The sequence below is a fragment of the Hydrogenophaga sp. genome, assembly GCF_018780075.1.
Taxonomy (GTDB): Bacteria; Pseudomonadota; Gammaproteobacteria; order Burkholderiales; family Burkholderiaceae_C; genus Hydrogenophaga.
Genome location: NZ_JADMKB010000001.1, coordinates 1 through 15,460 on the forward strand (window position 1 = coordinate 1; position 15,460 = coordinate 15,460).

General features: G+C 67.7%; 15 protein-coding genes and 1 pseudogene. 5 read left to right on the plus strand and 11 right to left on the minus strand.

The window, feature by feature from the left end:
* Positions 1-146: 146 nt before the first annotated feature.
* From IV088_RS00005 to IV088_RS00055, 11 genes are all read right to left on the minus strand, one after another.
* Positions 147-743 carry a hypothetical protein gene (locus tag IV088_RS00005; RefSeq protein ID WP_291096385.1) on the minus strand — a complete coding sequence of 199 codons (597 nt, stop codon included), beginning with the start codon at positions 741-743 and terminating at the stop codon, positions 147-149.
* Entirely contained in the window at positions 740-1,480 is a 741-nt protein-coding gene (locus IV088_RS00010) for a class I SAM-dependent methyltransferase (protein ID WP_291096386.1), read from the minus strand. The genes IV088_RS00005 and IV088_RS00010 overlap by 4 nt, the downstream gene beginning before the upstream one ends.
* 6 nt (positions 1,481-1,486) lie before the next feature.
* Complete coding sequence (locus tag IV088_RS00015) at positions 1,487-1,897, minus strand: GtrA family protein (RefSeq protein WP_291096388.1); 411 nt, start codon at positions 1,895-1,897, stop codon at positions 1,487-1,489.
* Positions 1,898-1,916: 19 nt separating this feature from the next.
* On the minus strand, positions 1,917-2,867 hold the full coding sequence (locus tag IV088_RS00020; RefSeq protein ID WP_291096390.1) for a glycosyltransferase: 951 nt from the start codon (positions 2,865-2,867) through the stop codon (positions 1,917-1,919).
* Positions 2,864-3,817 carry a UDP-glucuronic acid decarboxylase family protein gene (locus tag IV088_RS00025; RefSeq protein WP_291096392.1) on the minus strand — a complete coding sequence of 318 codons (954 nt, stop codon included), beginning with the start codon at positions 3,815-3,817 and terminating at the stop codon, positions 2,864-2,866. The genes IV088_RS00020 and IV088_RS00025 overlap by 4 nt, the downstream gene beginning before the upstream one ends.
* 53 nt (positions 3,818-3,870) lie before the next feature.
* A complete protein-coding gene (locus IV088_RS00030) occupies positions 3,871-5,490 on the minus strand; it encodes a glycosyltransferase family 39 protein (RefSeq protein WP_291096394.1) in 1,620 nt (539 codons plus the stop codon).
* A 169-nt stretch (positions 5,491-5,659) separates the two neighbouring features.
* Complete coding sequence (locus IV088_RS00035; protein WP_291096396.1) at positions 5,660-7,225, minus strand: glycosyltransferase family 39 protein; 1,566 nt, start codon at positions 7,223-7,225, stop codon at positions 5,660-5,662.
* Positions 7,222-7,866, minus strand: a complete 645-nt coding sequence (locus IV088_RS00040) for an ATP-binding cassette domain-containing protein (protein WP_291096398.1) — start codon at positions 7,864-7,866, stop codon at positions 7,222-7,224. The genes IV088_RS00035 and IV088_RS00040 overlap by 4 nt, the downstream gene beginning before the upstream one ends.
* A 48-nt stretch (positions 7,867-7,914) precedes the next feature.
* Positions 7,915-8,742, minus strand: coding sequence for a general secretion pathway protein GspB (locus tag IV088_RS00045; protein WP_291096400.1), 828 nt, complete (start codon positions 8,740-8,742; stop codon positions 7,915-7,917).
* Positions 8,743-8,748: 6 nt separating this feature from the next.
* Entirely contained in the window at positions 8,749-10,398 is a 1,650-nt protein-coding gene (locus tag IV088_RS00050) for an AAA family ATPase (RefSeq protein WP_291096402.1), read from the minus strand.
* Positions 10,399-10,482: 84 nt separating this feature from the next.
* Positions 10,483-11,046 (minus strand): polymer-forming cytoskeletal protein, encoded by a 564-nt coding sequence (locus tag IV088_RS00055; RefSeq protein WP_291096404.1) that lies wholly within the window; start codon positions 11,044-11,046, stop codon positions 10,483-10,485.
* 125 nt (positions 11,047-11,171) lie between these two features.
* Here IV088_RS00055 and IV088_RS00060 point away from each other — a divergent pair, with 125 nt between their 5' ends.
* From IV088_RS00060 to IV088_RS00080, 5 genes and pseudogenes are all read left to right on the plus strand, one after another.
* The gene (locus tag IV088_RS00060; protein ID WP_291096406.1) at positions 11,172-12,005 is read left to right on the plus strand and encodes a LuxR C-terminal-related transcriptional regulator; all 834 of its coding nucleotides are present in this window, start codon (positions 11,172-11,174) and stop codon (positions 12,003-12,005) included.
* Positions 12,006-12,096: 91 nt separating this feature from the next.
* Complete coding sequence (locus IV088_RS00065) at positions 12,097-13,806, plus strand: FAD-dependent monooxygenase (RefSeq protein WP_291096408.1); 1,710 nt, start codon at positions 12,097-12,099, stop codon at positions 13,804-13,806.
* Between the two features lie 2 nt (positions 13,807-13,808).
* The gene (locus IV088_RS00070) at positions 13,809-13,997 is read left to right on the plus strand and encodes a DUF2783 domain-containing protein (protein ID WP_291096409.1); all 189 of its coding nucleotides are present in this window, start codon (positions 13,809-13,811) and stop codon (positions 13,995-13,997) included.
* A gap of 419 nt (positions 13,998-14,416) precedes the next feature.
* A complete protein-coding gene (locus tag IV088_RS00075) occupies positions 14,417-15,016 on the plus strand; it encodes a GAF domain-containing protein (RefSeq protein ID WP_291096411.1) in 600 nt (199 codons plus the stop codon).
* A gap of 85 nt (positions 15,017-15,101) precedes the next feature.
* Positions 15,102-15,460: pseudogene (locus IV088_RS00080) on the plus strand (YgiQ family radical SAM protein); the annotation flags it as partial.

The window sequence follows — 15,460 nt, forward strand, 5'->3', positions numbered from 1 at the left end:
CGTGCAGCGCATCTACGGCGGCACCAACGAGATCATGAAAGAGGTGATCTCACGCAACATGGGCCTGGGAGGCCGTTGAGGTGCTTTCTATCGGACGGATCGCCGGGTGAAATCCATGCGGGCCAGGTCCGGGACCGGCAGGCGACTCACTGGCACTGGTAGTCCACAACCGAGGCGCTGTTCCGGAACGGGTTGACCAGGTCAGAGGAGTATTGCCCCATGAGCAGGCGCTGCTTGGGCAGGAAGTTGCTGCGGAAATACCGGCTCGCGTTGGCGAGCTGCTGGCCTTTGTCGGTCAGCTTCACGCATCCGTTGTGAATCACGATCGTGCCCGAGGCCAGCTGTTCGGTCAGGCGCACGTCGACCAGACGGTGCTCGTGCATGTATTCCTTGGTGAAGACGTCGGCAAACCGGTCGTGCAGGATGCCGCCGCCGCGCTGCTGGATCTTTTCCAGGATGTAGAAAGACAGCGAACGGTCGATCACCGTGGGCACGCTGATGGCCATGATGTAGCCGATCAACACGCAGCTCATGAGTTGCTGGAACTTCTCGAACCCGCTGAACCCCCGCAGTAGCGGCGTGAGCCACACCAACACCGCGAGGATCAGGGTGGCGGCCACGGCCGACCAGATTGCGGCGTAGAACACCACGTCGACGCGGAGGAAGTTCACGGTGAACAGCCAGGTGCCACACAGGATCGCGACGTACAGCAAGGTGGCCAGGGCCAGGTGGAGGAGTTTCATGACGATGCAGTCCCGTCGGTGCGGGGTTTTTCCAGAATGCAGACGATGCTTTTGCCGAGCCGGTGGCCGGTGAGCACGTCCAGCCAGCGCGATGCGCGCACCATGATCGAGTCCCAGAGCCTGATCTGGGTCGGGCTGGGGGAGTCGGACTTTAGCACCAGCCTGTTGGCCAGGCTGGCGAGCATGCCCACGCTGTCCAGGTAGTACAGCTGCCGGACGTTCAGCGGGGCCGGCACGATGGCGCGAAGCATCGCCTTGTCGTAGCGCCGGTGGTGGCCGACCTTCCTGTCGAAGTCGGAGTAGAGGCGGTTGTGGGCCGGCGCCACGATGATGAGATGGCCGCCGGCCACCAGGTGGGCGCAGGCCCGCTCCAGCTCGGCGCGGTCGTCCTCGATGTGTTCGAGCACGTCGATGTAGAGCACGGTGTCGAACCGCTCGTCGGGCGCCAGATCGACCGAGGTGCCATGTCGGATCTGGTAACCCACCGGCATGTCCCGACCTTGCCGGGCGCGGACCGTGTCGCACATGGCCTGGTCGGGTTCGAGACCGAGCCAGCGCCGGTAGGGTTTGTGGTTCAAGGTCCGGGCGGTGGCCCCCAGACCCGCGCCCAGTTCCAGAACCTCGTGCCCCACATAGGGGCGGATCTGGCTCGACCAATAGGCCTTCCAGTTCACCGCCGCAGCGAACATCTCCAGTTCGTTGCCGCTGTAGGCGAAATTTTCAAGGTGGTCGGGCATGAGGTGTCAATGGGTGGTTTTTGGCGGCGGTTGGCCAAAGACCAGGTACTTGCCAGCGAGGTAGCCGAGCACGACCTGCATGCCGACGGCGATCAGGAAGCCGACGCTGTAGTTCAGGCGCAGAAGGTCGGTCCAGGCGTAGAGCAGGCCCCCGTGCAGGGCGGCGATCGCGGCATACAAACCCAGGAACCGCACAGCCTGCTGCACGATGGCCGTGTCCCGGCGTTGAAAGACGTAGTAGCGGCTGCCCAGGAAAGAGGTCGCGATGCCCACCGGGGCCGCCAGCATGTTGGCCAGCCCCGCAGAGTTCATCTGCAGCACCTCCAGACAGAAGCGCAGCGCGGCGTAGTGCACGGCCGTGGCGACGAGGCCGTTGACCACGTACCGGACCAGCTGGGGCGAGACGCGGAGGCTCATGGCTCGGCGCACGGCCCGCTCACGGCGCTGTTTCCAGGATCTCGTCGATGAAGTCGCGGTGGGCCACAGCGGTGACCACGCTGCCGCTGCGCATGACACCGGTCAGCATCAGCGTCATCAGCGCCAGCGCAGCGGTCTGCAGGAACAGCAGCACGAAGATGCCCAGCACCAGCGAGAACCAGCCGGGCGTCGAGTAGCCCATCAGCTTGAGCACCACCGCCGCCACCGAACCCACCACCGCGAAGGTGGCGATCAGGGCACTGGCGATGCCCACGCGCACCAGCACGTCTTCGGCAAACACCATCAGCGCCTTGAAGCCGTGCAGCGCCAGGCCCACGAAGTTCATCTTGGACTGGCCGGCGTAGCGCGGACCGCGGTCGAGCGGACACACGCCGGTGCGCAGCTTCGAGGCGAGCACGGCCGCGGCGACATGGATGGGCAGCTCCTGCATGGACACCAGGCGTTTGACCGCGGCCGGTTTGAGCGCCATGAAGTTGCCGAAGCTGATCGGGCGCCCGGTCATCACGCTGAAGAACCGTTTGTAGACCTGGTAGAAAGCCTTGAAGCGGAAGGTTTCGACGCGGCTCTTGCGCTGTGCGACCACCACGTCCACCGCTGGGTTGTCTAGCTGAGCCAGCAGGGTGGGGATGGTGGAGGGCAGGTCTTCGCCGTCCGAGTCCATCACCACCACCTGCTGTCCGGGCACCAGGTGTTCGGCCGCGTAGCTCAGGCCGATGGCGATGGCGCGCTGGTGGCCGACATTGCGGCGCAGCTTGAGCACGGCGCCCGCGATGCCCGCGTTGCTCAGGCTCTCGACCGACAGCGGTTGGCGCACCGAGCCGTCGTCCACCGCGACCACGAACACGCGGTCGCCGAACTGTTGGCCCAGCTCCTGAAACAGGCGGCCGCTGGCCTCCAGGTCTTCATAGACCGGCATGACGATGACGATGGCGTGCTGCGAAAGGCTCATTGCTGCAGGAAGTGGCGGAAGTAGTGAATGGTCTTGTCCAGGCCGGCGTCGAGTTGCACGGCCGGTTGCCAGTCGAGATGGGTTTTGGCCAGGCCGATGTCGGGCTTGCGCTGCTTGGGGTCGTCCTGCGGCAGCGGGTTGAACACCAGCTTCGACGGGCCGCCGACCTTCTTCAGCACGGCCTCGGCCAGCTCGCGGATGGTGAACTCGTTCGGGTTGCCCAGGTTGATCGGGCCGGTCACCTCGGCCGGGCTGGCCATGATGCGCACGAAGCCTTCGATCAGGTCGTCCACGAAGCAGAAACTGCGCGTCTGCGAGCCGTCGCCGTAGATCGTGATGTCTTCACCGCGCAGGGCCTGCACGATGAAGTTGCTCACCACCCGGCCGTCGTTGGGGTGCATGCGCGGGCCGTAGGTGTTGAAGATGCGGGCGACCTTGATGTTCACCTGGTGCTGGCGGTGGTAGTCGAAGAACAGGGTTTCGGCGCAGCGCTTGCCTTCGTCGTAGCAGGAGCGGATGCCGATGGGGTTGACCTTGCCCCAGTAGCTCTCGGGCTGCGGATGGATCTCCGGGTCGCCATAGACCTCGCTGGTGGAGGCCTGGAAGATGCGCGCCTTGGTGCGCTTGGCCAGGCCCAGCATGTTGATGGCGCCGTGCACGCTGGTCTTGGTGGTCTGCACCGGGTCCCACTGGTAGTGGATGGGCGAGGCGGGGCAGGCCAGGTTGTAGATCTCGTCGACCTCCACATAGAGCGGGAAGGTCACGTCGTGGCGCATCAGCTCGAAATGCGGGTTGCCCATGAGGTGGGCGACGTTGTCCTTGGTGCCGCTGTAGAAGTTGTCGACGCAGAGCACGTCGTTGCCCTCGCCGAGCAGGCGTTCACACAAGTGCGAGCCCAGGAAGCCGGCGCCTCCGGTGATCAGGATTCTTTTTCTGTTCGAGATGCGCATGCGGGTCTCCGTGGTGTCTTGAGGGGGCTCAACCTTGAATTGTCGCTTGCTTTTCAGGGCCTCCCGCTGGCCCCGGCGGGTGCGGACCGGGTGGCCGCTTCAGCGCGGTACCGCTGGCAATAGGCCGTGGGCCGGAAGTCGTGCAGAAAGACGGCGGCCCCGTCCATGGGGTAGGTGAACAGCGGTGGCGCCAGGTTGTTCAGAGCCGCCAGGAAATGGCGGTTGTTGGAGACGATCTGGTTGGTCGCGACCACCCAGGTTCTTCCCGCATGGGGGTCCAGACAAATTCGCCGCACGGTCGCCCGGATGTTGTGCACCTCGTTGATGGTCGGCGTGTACTCGAACTGCGGCAGGTCCCCCAGGCCCAGCCGCGGGGCATAGAAGTTGTAGAAGTGGTGGGTCCAGCTGCTGAGCATGACGTGGTCGCCGGGCTCGCGATGGGCTGCGATGTATTGCAGCGCACCCCTGAGGTCCTGGTAGTTGTTGGGGTGCACCAGCGTGTGGGCACTCAGTCGGACGGGCATCGCCACCGTGGCGATCGCCAGCGCGGCGGCCAGCCACGGTCCGGCCCACCGGCGGGTCAGGTCATGCACCTGCTGCACGAAGGCTGCCAGCGCGAGGAACACGAACGGCACCAGGAACAGGATGAGGCGGGCGCGGAACGGGTACAGGTGCAGTGCCGAGGCACCCAGCACCGCCATCAAAGACACAGCGCCCATCATCGCTGCGCGTCCGTTTTGGTGTGCCAATGCGGCGCTGCCTGCCACCGTGAGGGCGAGAAGCAGGACGATGGGGGCACTGAACCAGCCTGGCAGCACTTCGCGAAATGCCGTGCCCATCTGGTGCATCCCCAGATAGACCAGGCCGAGCGCCGCTTCTCCAAACCAGCGCAGGTCGTCCAGGCTGGACGGTGGGATGGGGGCAAAGCTGGTGGCCCAGAAGCCAGAGAGGTACCCGTCGTTGGGCAACAGACTCAGCGAAAGAACGTAGTCTGCGGCAAAACTCGTGAGCCAGACCATGCCGACCGCGGTCATGGCCAGCCAGGCGGACCTTTCACGGCGTCGTGCCATCTCCAGCCAGAGCACCATTCCGCTGCCAGCGAGCACGAAGTCAATGGCATGCGAGAGCCACACGCTGGCTGCCCCGGCCAGCCCGAGCCAAATGGCATCGCGCACGCAGTGCGCTGGCTTGAACCGGATCGTCAGCCACAGGATCAGCATCGTGCACAGCACGTCGCCCTGGTACTGCTTGAACTCGGAGCTGTAATAGACCAGCACCGGGGACGCCGCCATCAGGCCCACGAAGGTCGCGCGGGCCGCAAACGACGGAAACAACCTGCCCGCGACGGGCAGCGCCAGACCCAGCGCCGCGATCCCGCACACCAGGGAGAGCAGCCGCAAGCTCCACTCGTGCGTGCCGAAGAGGCCGGTGATCGCCTTCACCAGCACCAGAAACGCCAGAGGTGCCGCCTGGTTGTTGCCCAGTGGCTGGAAGATCAGCTCGGAGAAGCCGCGGTCGACGAAGGTGCTGACCAGCAGGATTTCGTCGTGCCAGAGCGACCGGTTGAACAGATACTGGCGCAGCCGGAACACCACGCCCACGGTGACCACCAGCCAGAGCCACAGGGCCGGAGATCGCATGGGCTCGGGGCGCAGCCAGGAGGTTGTCTTCATCGATCTTTGGGGCGTGAGGTGCAGGTGGAAATACCTGCACTGAGAAGATGGGATTCTATGGCCGGGTCCTGAAGACCGTTCTGGCGCCGAAGATGGGTCGGCTTGGATCAGCTCCAGATGCCGCGATGCGGCCGATCACAAGCCGCCGCGCAACCCGGACCTGGGTGGCTCAGCGGTAGCGCTGGCAGTACGCCGAAGCGCGAAAGTCGTGGAGGAAAGCGGCCGCACCATTGGCCTCCCAGTGGTCCAGCGGCGGCGAGATCGAACGCACCAGATCCAGGAAGGCGGCCTGATCGTCCAGGCGGTGGCTGATGACCAGCCAGCTGCGTCCCGCCGCCGGATCGAGGCAGGTGCGCCGCACGGTGGCGCGGGCGTCGTGCACGGGGTTGGGCGTCTGCCGGTAGATCACCACCGGAAGGTCGTCGATGTGAAAGGTGGGTGCGTAGAAATCGTAGGCCTTGTGGGTCCATGACGAGAGCACGACCTGGTCGCCAAGCTGGCGGTGCAGGGCCATGTGGGTCATCGCCCCTTTGATGTCATGGGCGTTGTCCGGCTGGCGCAGCACCCGCCAGCTGGGCAGGGCCACCACACACAGCAGCCCCAAGGCCAGCGCCGCTGCCACGGGTTGGGCCATCCAGCGGTGTGTCTGGCTCCAGACCAGTTGCACCAGCGCGGCGAGCGCCAGGTACACCAACGGCAACAGGAACAGGATCAGGCGCGAGCGAAACGGGTACAGGTGCAGGGCGGACGCGGCCAGCACGGCGATCAGCGTGACCAGAAAGATGCCCGCCGCCCGCCTGGACAGCCGCGCCAGGGCGACGGCACCCAGCAGCGTGAGCACGAGCAGCCCCACGTTCAGCGCGTCGAACCACCCGGGCATCTCGCCGTGGTGAGCCACGCCGGTGTGGCGCATGGCGAGGTACACCAGACCCAGCGCGCTGTTCCAGTACCAACGCAGGTCTTCGAGGCTGTGTGGCGGGACGGGCGCATACGCCGCCATCCAGAAGCCGGTCAGGCTGCTGCTGTCCGTGAGGTGGCGCAGCGAAAGCAGGTGGTTCAGGCCGAAGCTCAGCAGCCAGAGCAGACCCACGGCCGTGATCGCCAGCCACGCCGCGCGGTGTCGGCGGTGGGCCATCTCCAGCCAGAGCACGGTGCCGGCCCCGGCGAGCACAAACAGGCTGGCGTGCGAGAGCCAGATGCAGGCCGCACCCGCCAGCGCCAGCGTCCAGCCGTCGGCTCGCCACCGCTCCGACCGGAAACGCAGGCTCAGCCACAGGATTAGCAAGGTGCACAGCACATCGCCCTGGTACTGCTTGAACTCGCTGCTGTAGTACACCAGCACCGGCGAAGCGGCCATCAATCCCACGAACACGGACCGGGCCGGCGCGCCCGGCAGCACCGACCGTGCCACCTGGGCGGCCACCACGAGGCTGAGCAGGCCGCTCAGCAAAGGCACCAGGCGCAGACTCCAGTCGTGGGTGCCCAGCACCGAGGTCACGGTTTTGACCAGCAGCAGAAAGCCCAGGGGCGCCACCTGGCCGTTGGCCAGGGGTTGCCACAGCAGTTCGCCGACATCGCGGTGCACAAAACTGGTCGCCAGGTAGGCCTCGTCCAGCCACAGCGAGCGGTTGAACAGGTACTGCCGCAGACGCAGGACCACCCCCAGGGCCAGCAGCATGGCGGTCCACGACGCGAGGCCGTGCAGGCGCCGATTCAGGAGCTCGTGGCGGTTCATGCCTGGACCACGCAGGCCAAGGTCAGCCCCTCGGGCGCCTCGTGGTCGGCCAGCACCCAGGCGCGCGTGGGGTGTCGGGCGGCATCTCGCAGGCACTGCTTGAGGAAGCGGATCGAGGGCATGTCCAGTGCGGCAAAGGGCTCGTCCAGCAGCGTCACGGCGGTGCCTGCCGCGAGCGCGGCACACAGCCACACCTTGCGGCGGCTGCCCGTGGACAGCATGTACAGGGGTTTCTGAACGTGGGCGCCGAGCGAGAAGCCTTGCACCAGATCGGGCAGGGCATCCGGCCTGAAGTCGGGGAATTGCCGGCCCATGGCGGCGAACCAGTCGCTAGGCGTGACGCCGTCCGGCATCTCGCCGCGAGGGTCGGTCCGGAAAACCTGCTGGCGGTAGGCCTGGGGTTGGGTGTCCAGCGCAACGTCCCCGATGGTGATGCGGCCCCGGCGTGGTGAGAGCTCGCCCGACAGCAGCTTCAACAAGGTGGTTTTCCCGCTGCCTTCGGCGCCCTGGACCAGGCTCACGCCCGGCGGAATGTTCAGGTTCAGCCCTGTCCAGAGGGTCGCGCCATCGGGCCACGCAAATTCAAGATCCCGGGCCGACAGGGCGGGAGACGGGTGGGGGTGGCTGTGTGCTGCTTGCATGGCTGGCGGAGAGCATACCGGGGGGCCGGCGAGGGCCCGAGCAGGGCGTCAGTAGTTGATGTTGAACCGGCTGCCCTGGTGGTTGAGCACGGCGCTGTGCGGGGTGATCACTTCCAGGGTCAGCCCGGGCTCGATCTGCTGCCCTTCCATCACGATCTTGCCGTTGACGATCAGCATGCGATGGGCCGGGTTGTCCGAGTAGGTGGCGCCCGTGACCTTCACCGGCGGCGCCGAGGCCGGAGCGCCGGAGGCCACGGGTGCGCTGGGCGCCGCGGTCGCGCCAGCGGGGGGCGGTGGGGTGGGCGCGGGCGGGCGTGCGACGGCGGCGGGCATGGGCGGCACCGGGTCGGGCCCGAACGCCGAGCCGGTCGCCGCCGCAGCCACCTGTGCCGGTGCAGGCGCAAGTGCCGGTGTCGCGGGTCGCGCGGGCACGGGTCGCTCCGGCAGCAGGATGGGCGCCGGGCGGCCTGGGGCCTCGGCGGCGGCGGGTGCGCCGGATGGCGGAGCGCTGCTGGCGACCACCGGCGCGGGGATGGATTCGGTGCGCGGTGCGACGGGCACGGTCGCTGTGGCCTGGGGCGCTGCCGGGGGCGCGGGCGCAGCGGCCACATCGGGAGCCGGTGCTGGAACCGATGGGCCGGTGGATGCGGTGGACGCAGGTGGGGGTGCGGCAACCTCCCCCGATGGCCACCACAGCGCGGCCAGGCCCGCCAGGCACAACAGCGCCAACCAGGCGATCACCGCGGTGCCCGAGCGCCACCAGGGCGCGGATGGGGGACGCCTGTGGGTCCGTGGGGCGACGTCGGCGGGGGCCGCACCCGCGGTCAGTCCGCGCTCGGCGTCGGCCCGTTTCAGGGCATCAAGGATGTAGGACATGGTGGCTCAGGGGGTGATGGGGGCCAGGCGCGGTTCGTCGACCCCGCTGGCCCGGTTGAGCAGCATCAAGGTCGTGGTCGTGGCGCGCCCCGTGACCTCGACGCCTTTGGCGCGTTCAAACGCCTCGACCTTTTCGCTCAGCGTGCGTGCCGCGGCCGGCAGCTGGCCCTGGCGTTGCAGTGCCGTCAGTTGCTGCTCCATCCAGGTGGCGGCCGTGTCCCGGTAGCCGTCGACCAGGCGACCCGATTGGCCGGGCGGCGTGCGCCACAGCGAGACGTATTCGCCTTGCCAGAGGCTGGACAGCTGGTCGGTGGGCAGCGTCCAGCGGTGCTCGCCCGCGCTCAACGTCGCCTGGCGCTCGTCCAGCGCCTCCAGCACCGCGTGGCCATCGCCATCGGGCAGGCGCAGGCGGAGCACGGCTGGCCGGTCCATCTGGCGCAGGCCGTTCAGGGTCATGCGCGACGTGCGGTAGCACTGCAGTTGCTGCGTCAACGCCGCCGCGCATGGGTCCTGGCCGGGGGCGGTCATTTGCCAGCGGGGGCCGATGGCCTGCAGGCCCGCGTTCTCGCTGGGCAGCAAGCGGCTGGCGGTCATGGCGACGGTGGGCTGAGCGGGCGCTCGGGCAGGCTGTGTCGGCGTCGCGGCGGCGGCCGCTCGTGATGGGGCGGCCGCCGCCGCGGAGGCCGAGGGGGCCGGCATGGCGAGCGCGGCGGGCGCGGGTGAGGCGGATGTCGATCGCTGCCAGAGCCAGACACCGGGCACCGCCGCCAGGGCGCCGACCATCAGGCCCAGGCCGAGCATGGCCTGCGGGCGGCGCAAACTGCTGCCTGGGGCTTGCGGGGCGAACACCTCTTTCGCCGCCTGCTCGACCACCGCCGGGGTCACCTGATGCAGCCCCTGGGCGTAGGCGCCGAGCAGCGCGCGCCCGCAGAGCAGGTTGATGCGCCGGGGCACGCCACCGCTGAGCCGGTGGATGCGGCGCAGCGCACGCGGCGCAAAAGGCACGGGGCCGGTGTGGCCGGCCACGCCCATGCGGTGCTCGATGTAGTGCCGGGTGTCCGTTTCATCAAGGGCGCCCAGGTGGAAGCGGGCCACCACACGCTGCGCCAGTTGCTCCAGCGCGGGGCTGGCCAGCAACTGGCGCAATTCGGGCTGCCCGATCAGCACAATCTGCAACAGCTTGCGCTGATTTGTTTCGAGATTGGTGAGCAAACGAAGCTGTTCCAGCACCTCGATCGAGAGGTTCTGGGCCTCGTCAATGACCAGCACCGGGTTGCGGCCGGCCGCGTGGGAGGCGAGCAGAAAGGCATTGAGGGGATCGAGCAGGGCCTTGACGGTGGGTTCGCGGTCGTGGTCCAGGGCGGTCTCGATGCCGAATTCATCGCAGATGCTGAGCAGCAACTCGATGACGTTCAGGCGGGGATTGAAGATGTAGGCCACCTTGCATTGGCTGGGCGCCCGCGCCAGAAAACGGCGCGAGATGGTGGTCTTGCCGGTACCGATGTCGCCGGTCAGCAGCACGATGCCGCCGGTCCCTTGCACGCCGTACTGAAGGTGGGCCAGCGCTTCCCGGTGGCGCTCGGTCATGAAGAGGAAACGCGGGTCTGGCGAGATCGAGAAAGGATCCTGCTTCAGGCCAAAAAACGCGGTGTACATGCGCAGAGCATAGCCTGCGCAGCCACGGTTTCAACCACCCTCGCCGGAGCCGATCCCGGTCCTGCCGGCGGGGGTGGTTCTTCGTCAGGCGGCCAGGGCCATGGCCGGCTTGCTGACCGTGCTGGTGCTGTTGCTGGATTTGGCGGCGCTGCCGATCGAGCACTCGATGTCGCCCGAGAGCTGGCCACCTTCTTCGATCACGACCTTGCCGTAGCGGATCTTGCCGGTCACGCGGCCGGTGGCGTAGATCACGAGTTTCTGGCGCACGGTGAGGTTGCCGTCGAACACGCCGTGGATTTCGGCGATGTCGATCTCGGCCGAGCCCTTGAAGGCGCCTTGTTGGGCGATCTGGATCACGCGCGAGTCCATCGTGGCTTCCACCAGACCCTCGACCACCAGCGTGTCGCAATCGGTGATCTCGACGCCCTTGAGCTTGATGTTCGGGCCGACGGTCAGCTTGCTGCCGCCTTCGGGCACGGTGGAGGCGGCAGACGCCGTGCTCGTCGGCACGGGGGCTTTGGGCTCGGGTGTTGCCACGGTGGCCGAGGCTGAGGAAGGTTGGCCGGTGGCGCCGTAGCGGGGCGCGGTCACGCCCGTGTTGAGCGGGCTGGGTTGTTCGGTTTCGCGTTTTCCAAAATGCAGTGCCATGCGAGCTCCTTCTAAAAATGAAGCGCCCATGCTACGTGGCGTGCGGCTTACATTCGGGTGGGTCCGGTAAGAGCGGTAACGAGATGAACGGGGCTTTGCGCGAGCGCTGCACTACAGTGCCTCGCATGCCACGTCACTGGGTCCTGGGTTCGCTCGCTGCCTCACCACTCAGCCTGGGTTTGCCCCAGGTGAGCGCGCTGCTGGCGCGCCTGGGGCTGGCCGGGCGCCACGCGGTGGCCGAAGACCTCTTGCAACTCGTGGGCGCCCATGTGCCGTTGGCGCAGTGCACGATTTTCGCGTTCGAGGCTGGCCGTCGGCCCACCATCGTGGCCGTGGGCGACCGCTCGCGCACGCAGGAGCTGCCGCACATCGCCGAGGCCTATGTGAGCCGCTTCCACCGCCTGGACGGCAGTGCGGCGGTGATGCGCGACGAGCTGGCCGTGGCGCAGAAAGCCGGCAGTGCCGCGCCGCGCATCGTGTTGCACCGGCAGCGCGGAGCCGACATTCAACACGCCGACTACCGGCGCATCTGTTACGAGCAGCCGCAGGTGGCCGAGCGGCTGGCGGTGATGGCGCTGTACGAGGGGCGGCGCTGGCTGTCGGTGAACCTCTACCGGGGCATCGAACACGGCCCGTTCGACGACGCGGGCATCGCCGTGGTCGAGGCGTTTGCGCCTCTGATCGTGCACGCCGTGCGCCTGCACCACACGGGCCAGGCCGTGCACCAGGACCTGAGCGGCCTGCTGCTCGCGCGCCTGGTGCGGCGCTTCCCGGCGCTCACCCAGCGCGACCGCGACGTGGTGGCCGCACTGATGGACGGCCTGTCCACCGAGGCCCTGGCCCTGCGCCTGGGCCTCACGCTGGCCAGTGCGCAGACCTACCAGAAACGGGTGTTGCGCAAGCTGGGCGTGGCCGGACAGCGCGAGCTGCTGGCGCTGTTGCTGGACGGCGGCGCCTGAGTGCTTCGGGTGGGGCTTGCCGTGTTCCCACGTGGGGACATCTCCGACGGTCCCGGTGCCTACACTGCCTGCAAAGCACAGGAGACAAGACATGCACCAGCCCCACGCCGAACCCCGGCGCTCCATCTATTACGACTACCAGGTGTTTGACGCCTGGTTGCCTTCACAGCACCTGAAAGAACCGCGCACCCCGGTGGTGATCGCGGGCGCCGGTCCCATCGGTCTGGTGACCGCGCTGGCGCTCGCGCAGCATGGCGTGTACAGCGTGGTGCTGGAGTCGGAGCGCCAGGTGTCTGAAGGCAGCCGCGCCATCGCGTTCACGCGCCGCTCCATGGAGATCCTGCAGCAGGTGGACGTGGCAGACCGCATCACGGCGAGCGGTCTGCCCTGGAACTGCGGCAACTCGTTCTACCGGGGGCAGCGCGTGTTCCGCATGGAGAACCCGCACGACCCGGACGACCGCTTCTTCCCGCTGATCAACATCCAGCAGCAGTACATCGAGCAATACCTGGCCGAGGCCTGCGCCGCCAGCCCGCTGGTCGAGCTGCGCTGGGGCAACAAGCTGCTGTCGCTCGCGCAGGATGCGAACGGCGCGACGCTGGAGGTGGACACCGCCGAAGGGCCCTACACCCTCAAGACCGACTGGCTGGTGGCGGCCGACGGCGCGCGTTCGACCGTGCGCACGCTGATGGACCTCAAGCTCGAAGGTGCGTCCTACGAAGGCAAGTTCGTCATCGCCGACATCCGCGTCGACCTGCCGCTGCCCACCGAGCGGCTGGCCTTTTTCGACCCGGGATGGAACCCGGGCAACACCATCCTCATGCACCGCGAGCCGCACGGACTGTGGCGGCTGGACTACCAGCTGCCGCCCGGCGAGACGCCCGAAGAAGCCCTGAAACCCGAATCGCTCAAGGCCCGCATCGACGCGCAACTGGCGATGATTGGCCACGCCGGCGTGCCCTGGGAAATGGACTGGTGCTCGGTGTACTCGGCCCGCGCGCTCACGCTGCCCGACTACGTGCACGGTCGCGTGCTGTTCACCGGCGACGCGGCCCACCTGTTGCCCATTTTTGGCGTGCGCGGCGCCAACACGGGTTTCCAGGACGCGCAGGCGCTGGCCTGGCGGCTGGCGCTGGTGGCGACAGGCGTGGCCCGGCCCGAGCTGCTGGCCAGCTACAGCAGCGAGCGCGTGGCCGCCGCGCGCGAGATCATCGACGAGGCCGGAAAAAGCATCCGCTTCATGACCCCGCCCACGCGCGGCTTCCGTCTGCTGCGCGACGCCGTGCTATCGCTCTCGCTGAGCCAGCCTTTCGTGGGGCCGCTGTACCACTGGCGCACCTCTCGGCCGCACGAATACGGCGCCTCGCCGCTCAACGCTGCAGGCGACGACAACGACAAGTTCGAGGTCGGCCCGGGCCACGGCGCCCCGCCACGCAGCGTCCGCCTCGGGCCGGACGACTTCCTGCTCGATCACCTCGACCACCGATTTACATTGCTGTGCGCCACCGAATGCGCCATCCCGTCGACCATTCCAGCTGATCTGCTGGCCGTGTTCGATGAACTGCGCGCCAACGGCGTGCCGCTGCAGGTGATCGCGGTCGGCGCCAGTCAGGCGGTGGGGGGCGCCGACCAGACCCTGCCCGACGCCAACGGCCACCTGCGCGAACGCCACGGGCTGAAGGCCGGAGGCGCCTACCTGCTGAGGCCCGACCATCACATCTGCGCGCGCTGGCTGCATCTCGATGCGCCCCGCCTTCGCGCAGCCCTGATCAACGCCGCCGGCCTGAACAAGGAACTTTGAACATGAGCCCGAACGCCCTCACCGTCCCCGGCCTGGAGCAGGTCTACGACGCACTCGCCACGGCCATCGACCAGGTCGGCCCCGAGCACACCGAGCGCTTTCTCGTCAAGCTGGCGCTGATGAACGCCCACGCGCTGGCCGATCCGGCGCTGTTCCAGGCGCACATCGACGTGGCGCTCAAGGACCTCTGAACTCAACCGGGCTCGACGGCGGTGGGCGTCGCCAGCGGTGGGCAGATGTCGGTCAGCAGGTCGGCCGGTGCCGTGTCGCGCTGTTGAGGTACTCATCTCGAACACCGGCTGATCGGCCAGGCGGTCGTGGATGTGGGCGGTGACCCGGGCGAGTTGGGCCCGGTGGTCGGTTCATGGGGGGCGGTGGGGTCATGGCGCCCCGGGTTCGGCTCAATGCCGATGCGGACCATCCTGCGGTCCTGCGCGCCGGTGCTCTATGGATGGACAGCGCCCTGCGGGGTGACAGGGTTGATGGTCAACCCCTACACTCCCGGGTCATTTGGCGACAGCCCCACGAAGGCTCCGTGATGCCTCCTGTTCGGGAGATGAGGGTCGGGACGCTCGCCGCGAACGCTGCCCATTTGCACCCTGAAACGCGCATGAATCTGCTCCACGACCCGGGCTATCACCCCGACGATCTCGTTGTTCGAGTCTCCGAGCTGCTGGTCGCCACGGCCGACGCCTCGGACGAACTCCTTGACCAGTCCATCTCCGAGGTGCTGCGCCTGCTGCGCGACAGGATGAAGATGGACGTGGTGTTCGTGTCCGAGTTCACCGAGGGCCAGCGTGTCTTGCGGTACGTGGAGGCGTCGCCGGGCGGCCCGTCGGTGGCGGTCGGCGACGCCGATCTGCTGGAGGCCTCCTGGTGCCAGCGGGTGGTGGACGGGCGGCTGCCCGAGTTCATCCCCGACGCCCGGCAGCTGCCTGCCTCCGCCGAGTTGCTGAAGAAGCTGCCGTTTCCCATCGGCACCCACATCAGCACGCCGATCGTGCTCAGGGACGGCGAGGTCTACGGCACCTTGTGCACGTTCAGCATGGCGCCCAAGGACAACCCCGATCCCAACCACCTGAAGGTGTTGCGTTACACCGCGAAGCTGGCCGCCGAGAAGATCGAGGGCCGGCGCGAGAAGGCCCGGCAGCGCACCCAGCCGGCGGATCTGTCGCTCGTGCCGCTGGACAAAAAGCCGCTGTCTTTCTAGACACCGCCCGTCCGGCGGGAGGCCCCGATCACACGAGGGGCAGGGCAGGGCACCTACACTCTCGGGTTATCCCCCGATTGCCCTCATGAACGCCCCCGTCGACGTCTCCTTTTTCGCGCGCGCCGCCAAGCCGCTGACCAGCTACCGCCCCTACTGGGCCAAGCGGTTCGGCGTGGCGCCGTTCCTCCCCATGAGCCGGGCCGAGATGGAGCAGCTCGGCTGGGATTCCTGCGACATCGTGCTGGTGACGGGCGACGCCTATGTGGACCATCCCAGCTTCGGCATGGCCGTGATCGGCCGCGTGCTGGAGGCGCAGGGCTTTCGCGTCGGCATCATCGCCCAGCCCGACTGGCAGAGCGCCGAGCCCTTCAAGGCGCTGGGCAAGCCCAACCTGTTCTGGGGCGTGACCGCGGGCAACATGGATTCCATGATCAACCGGTACAC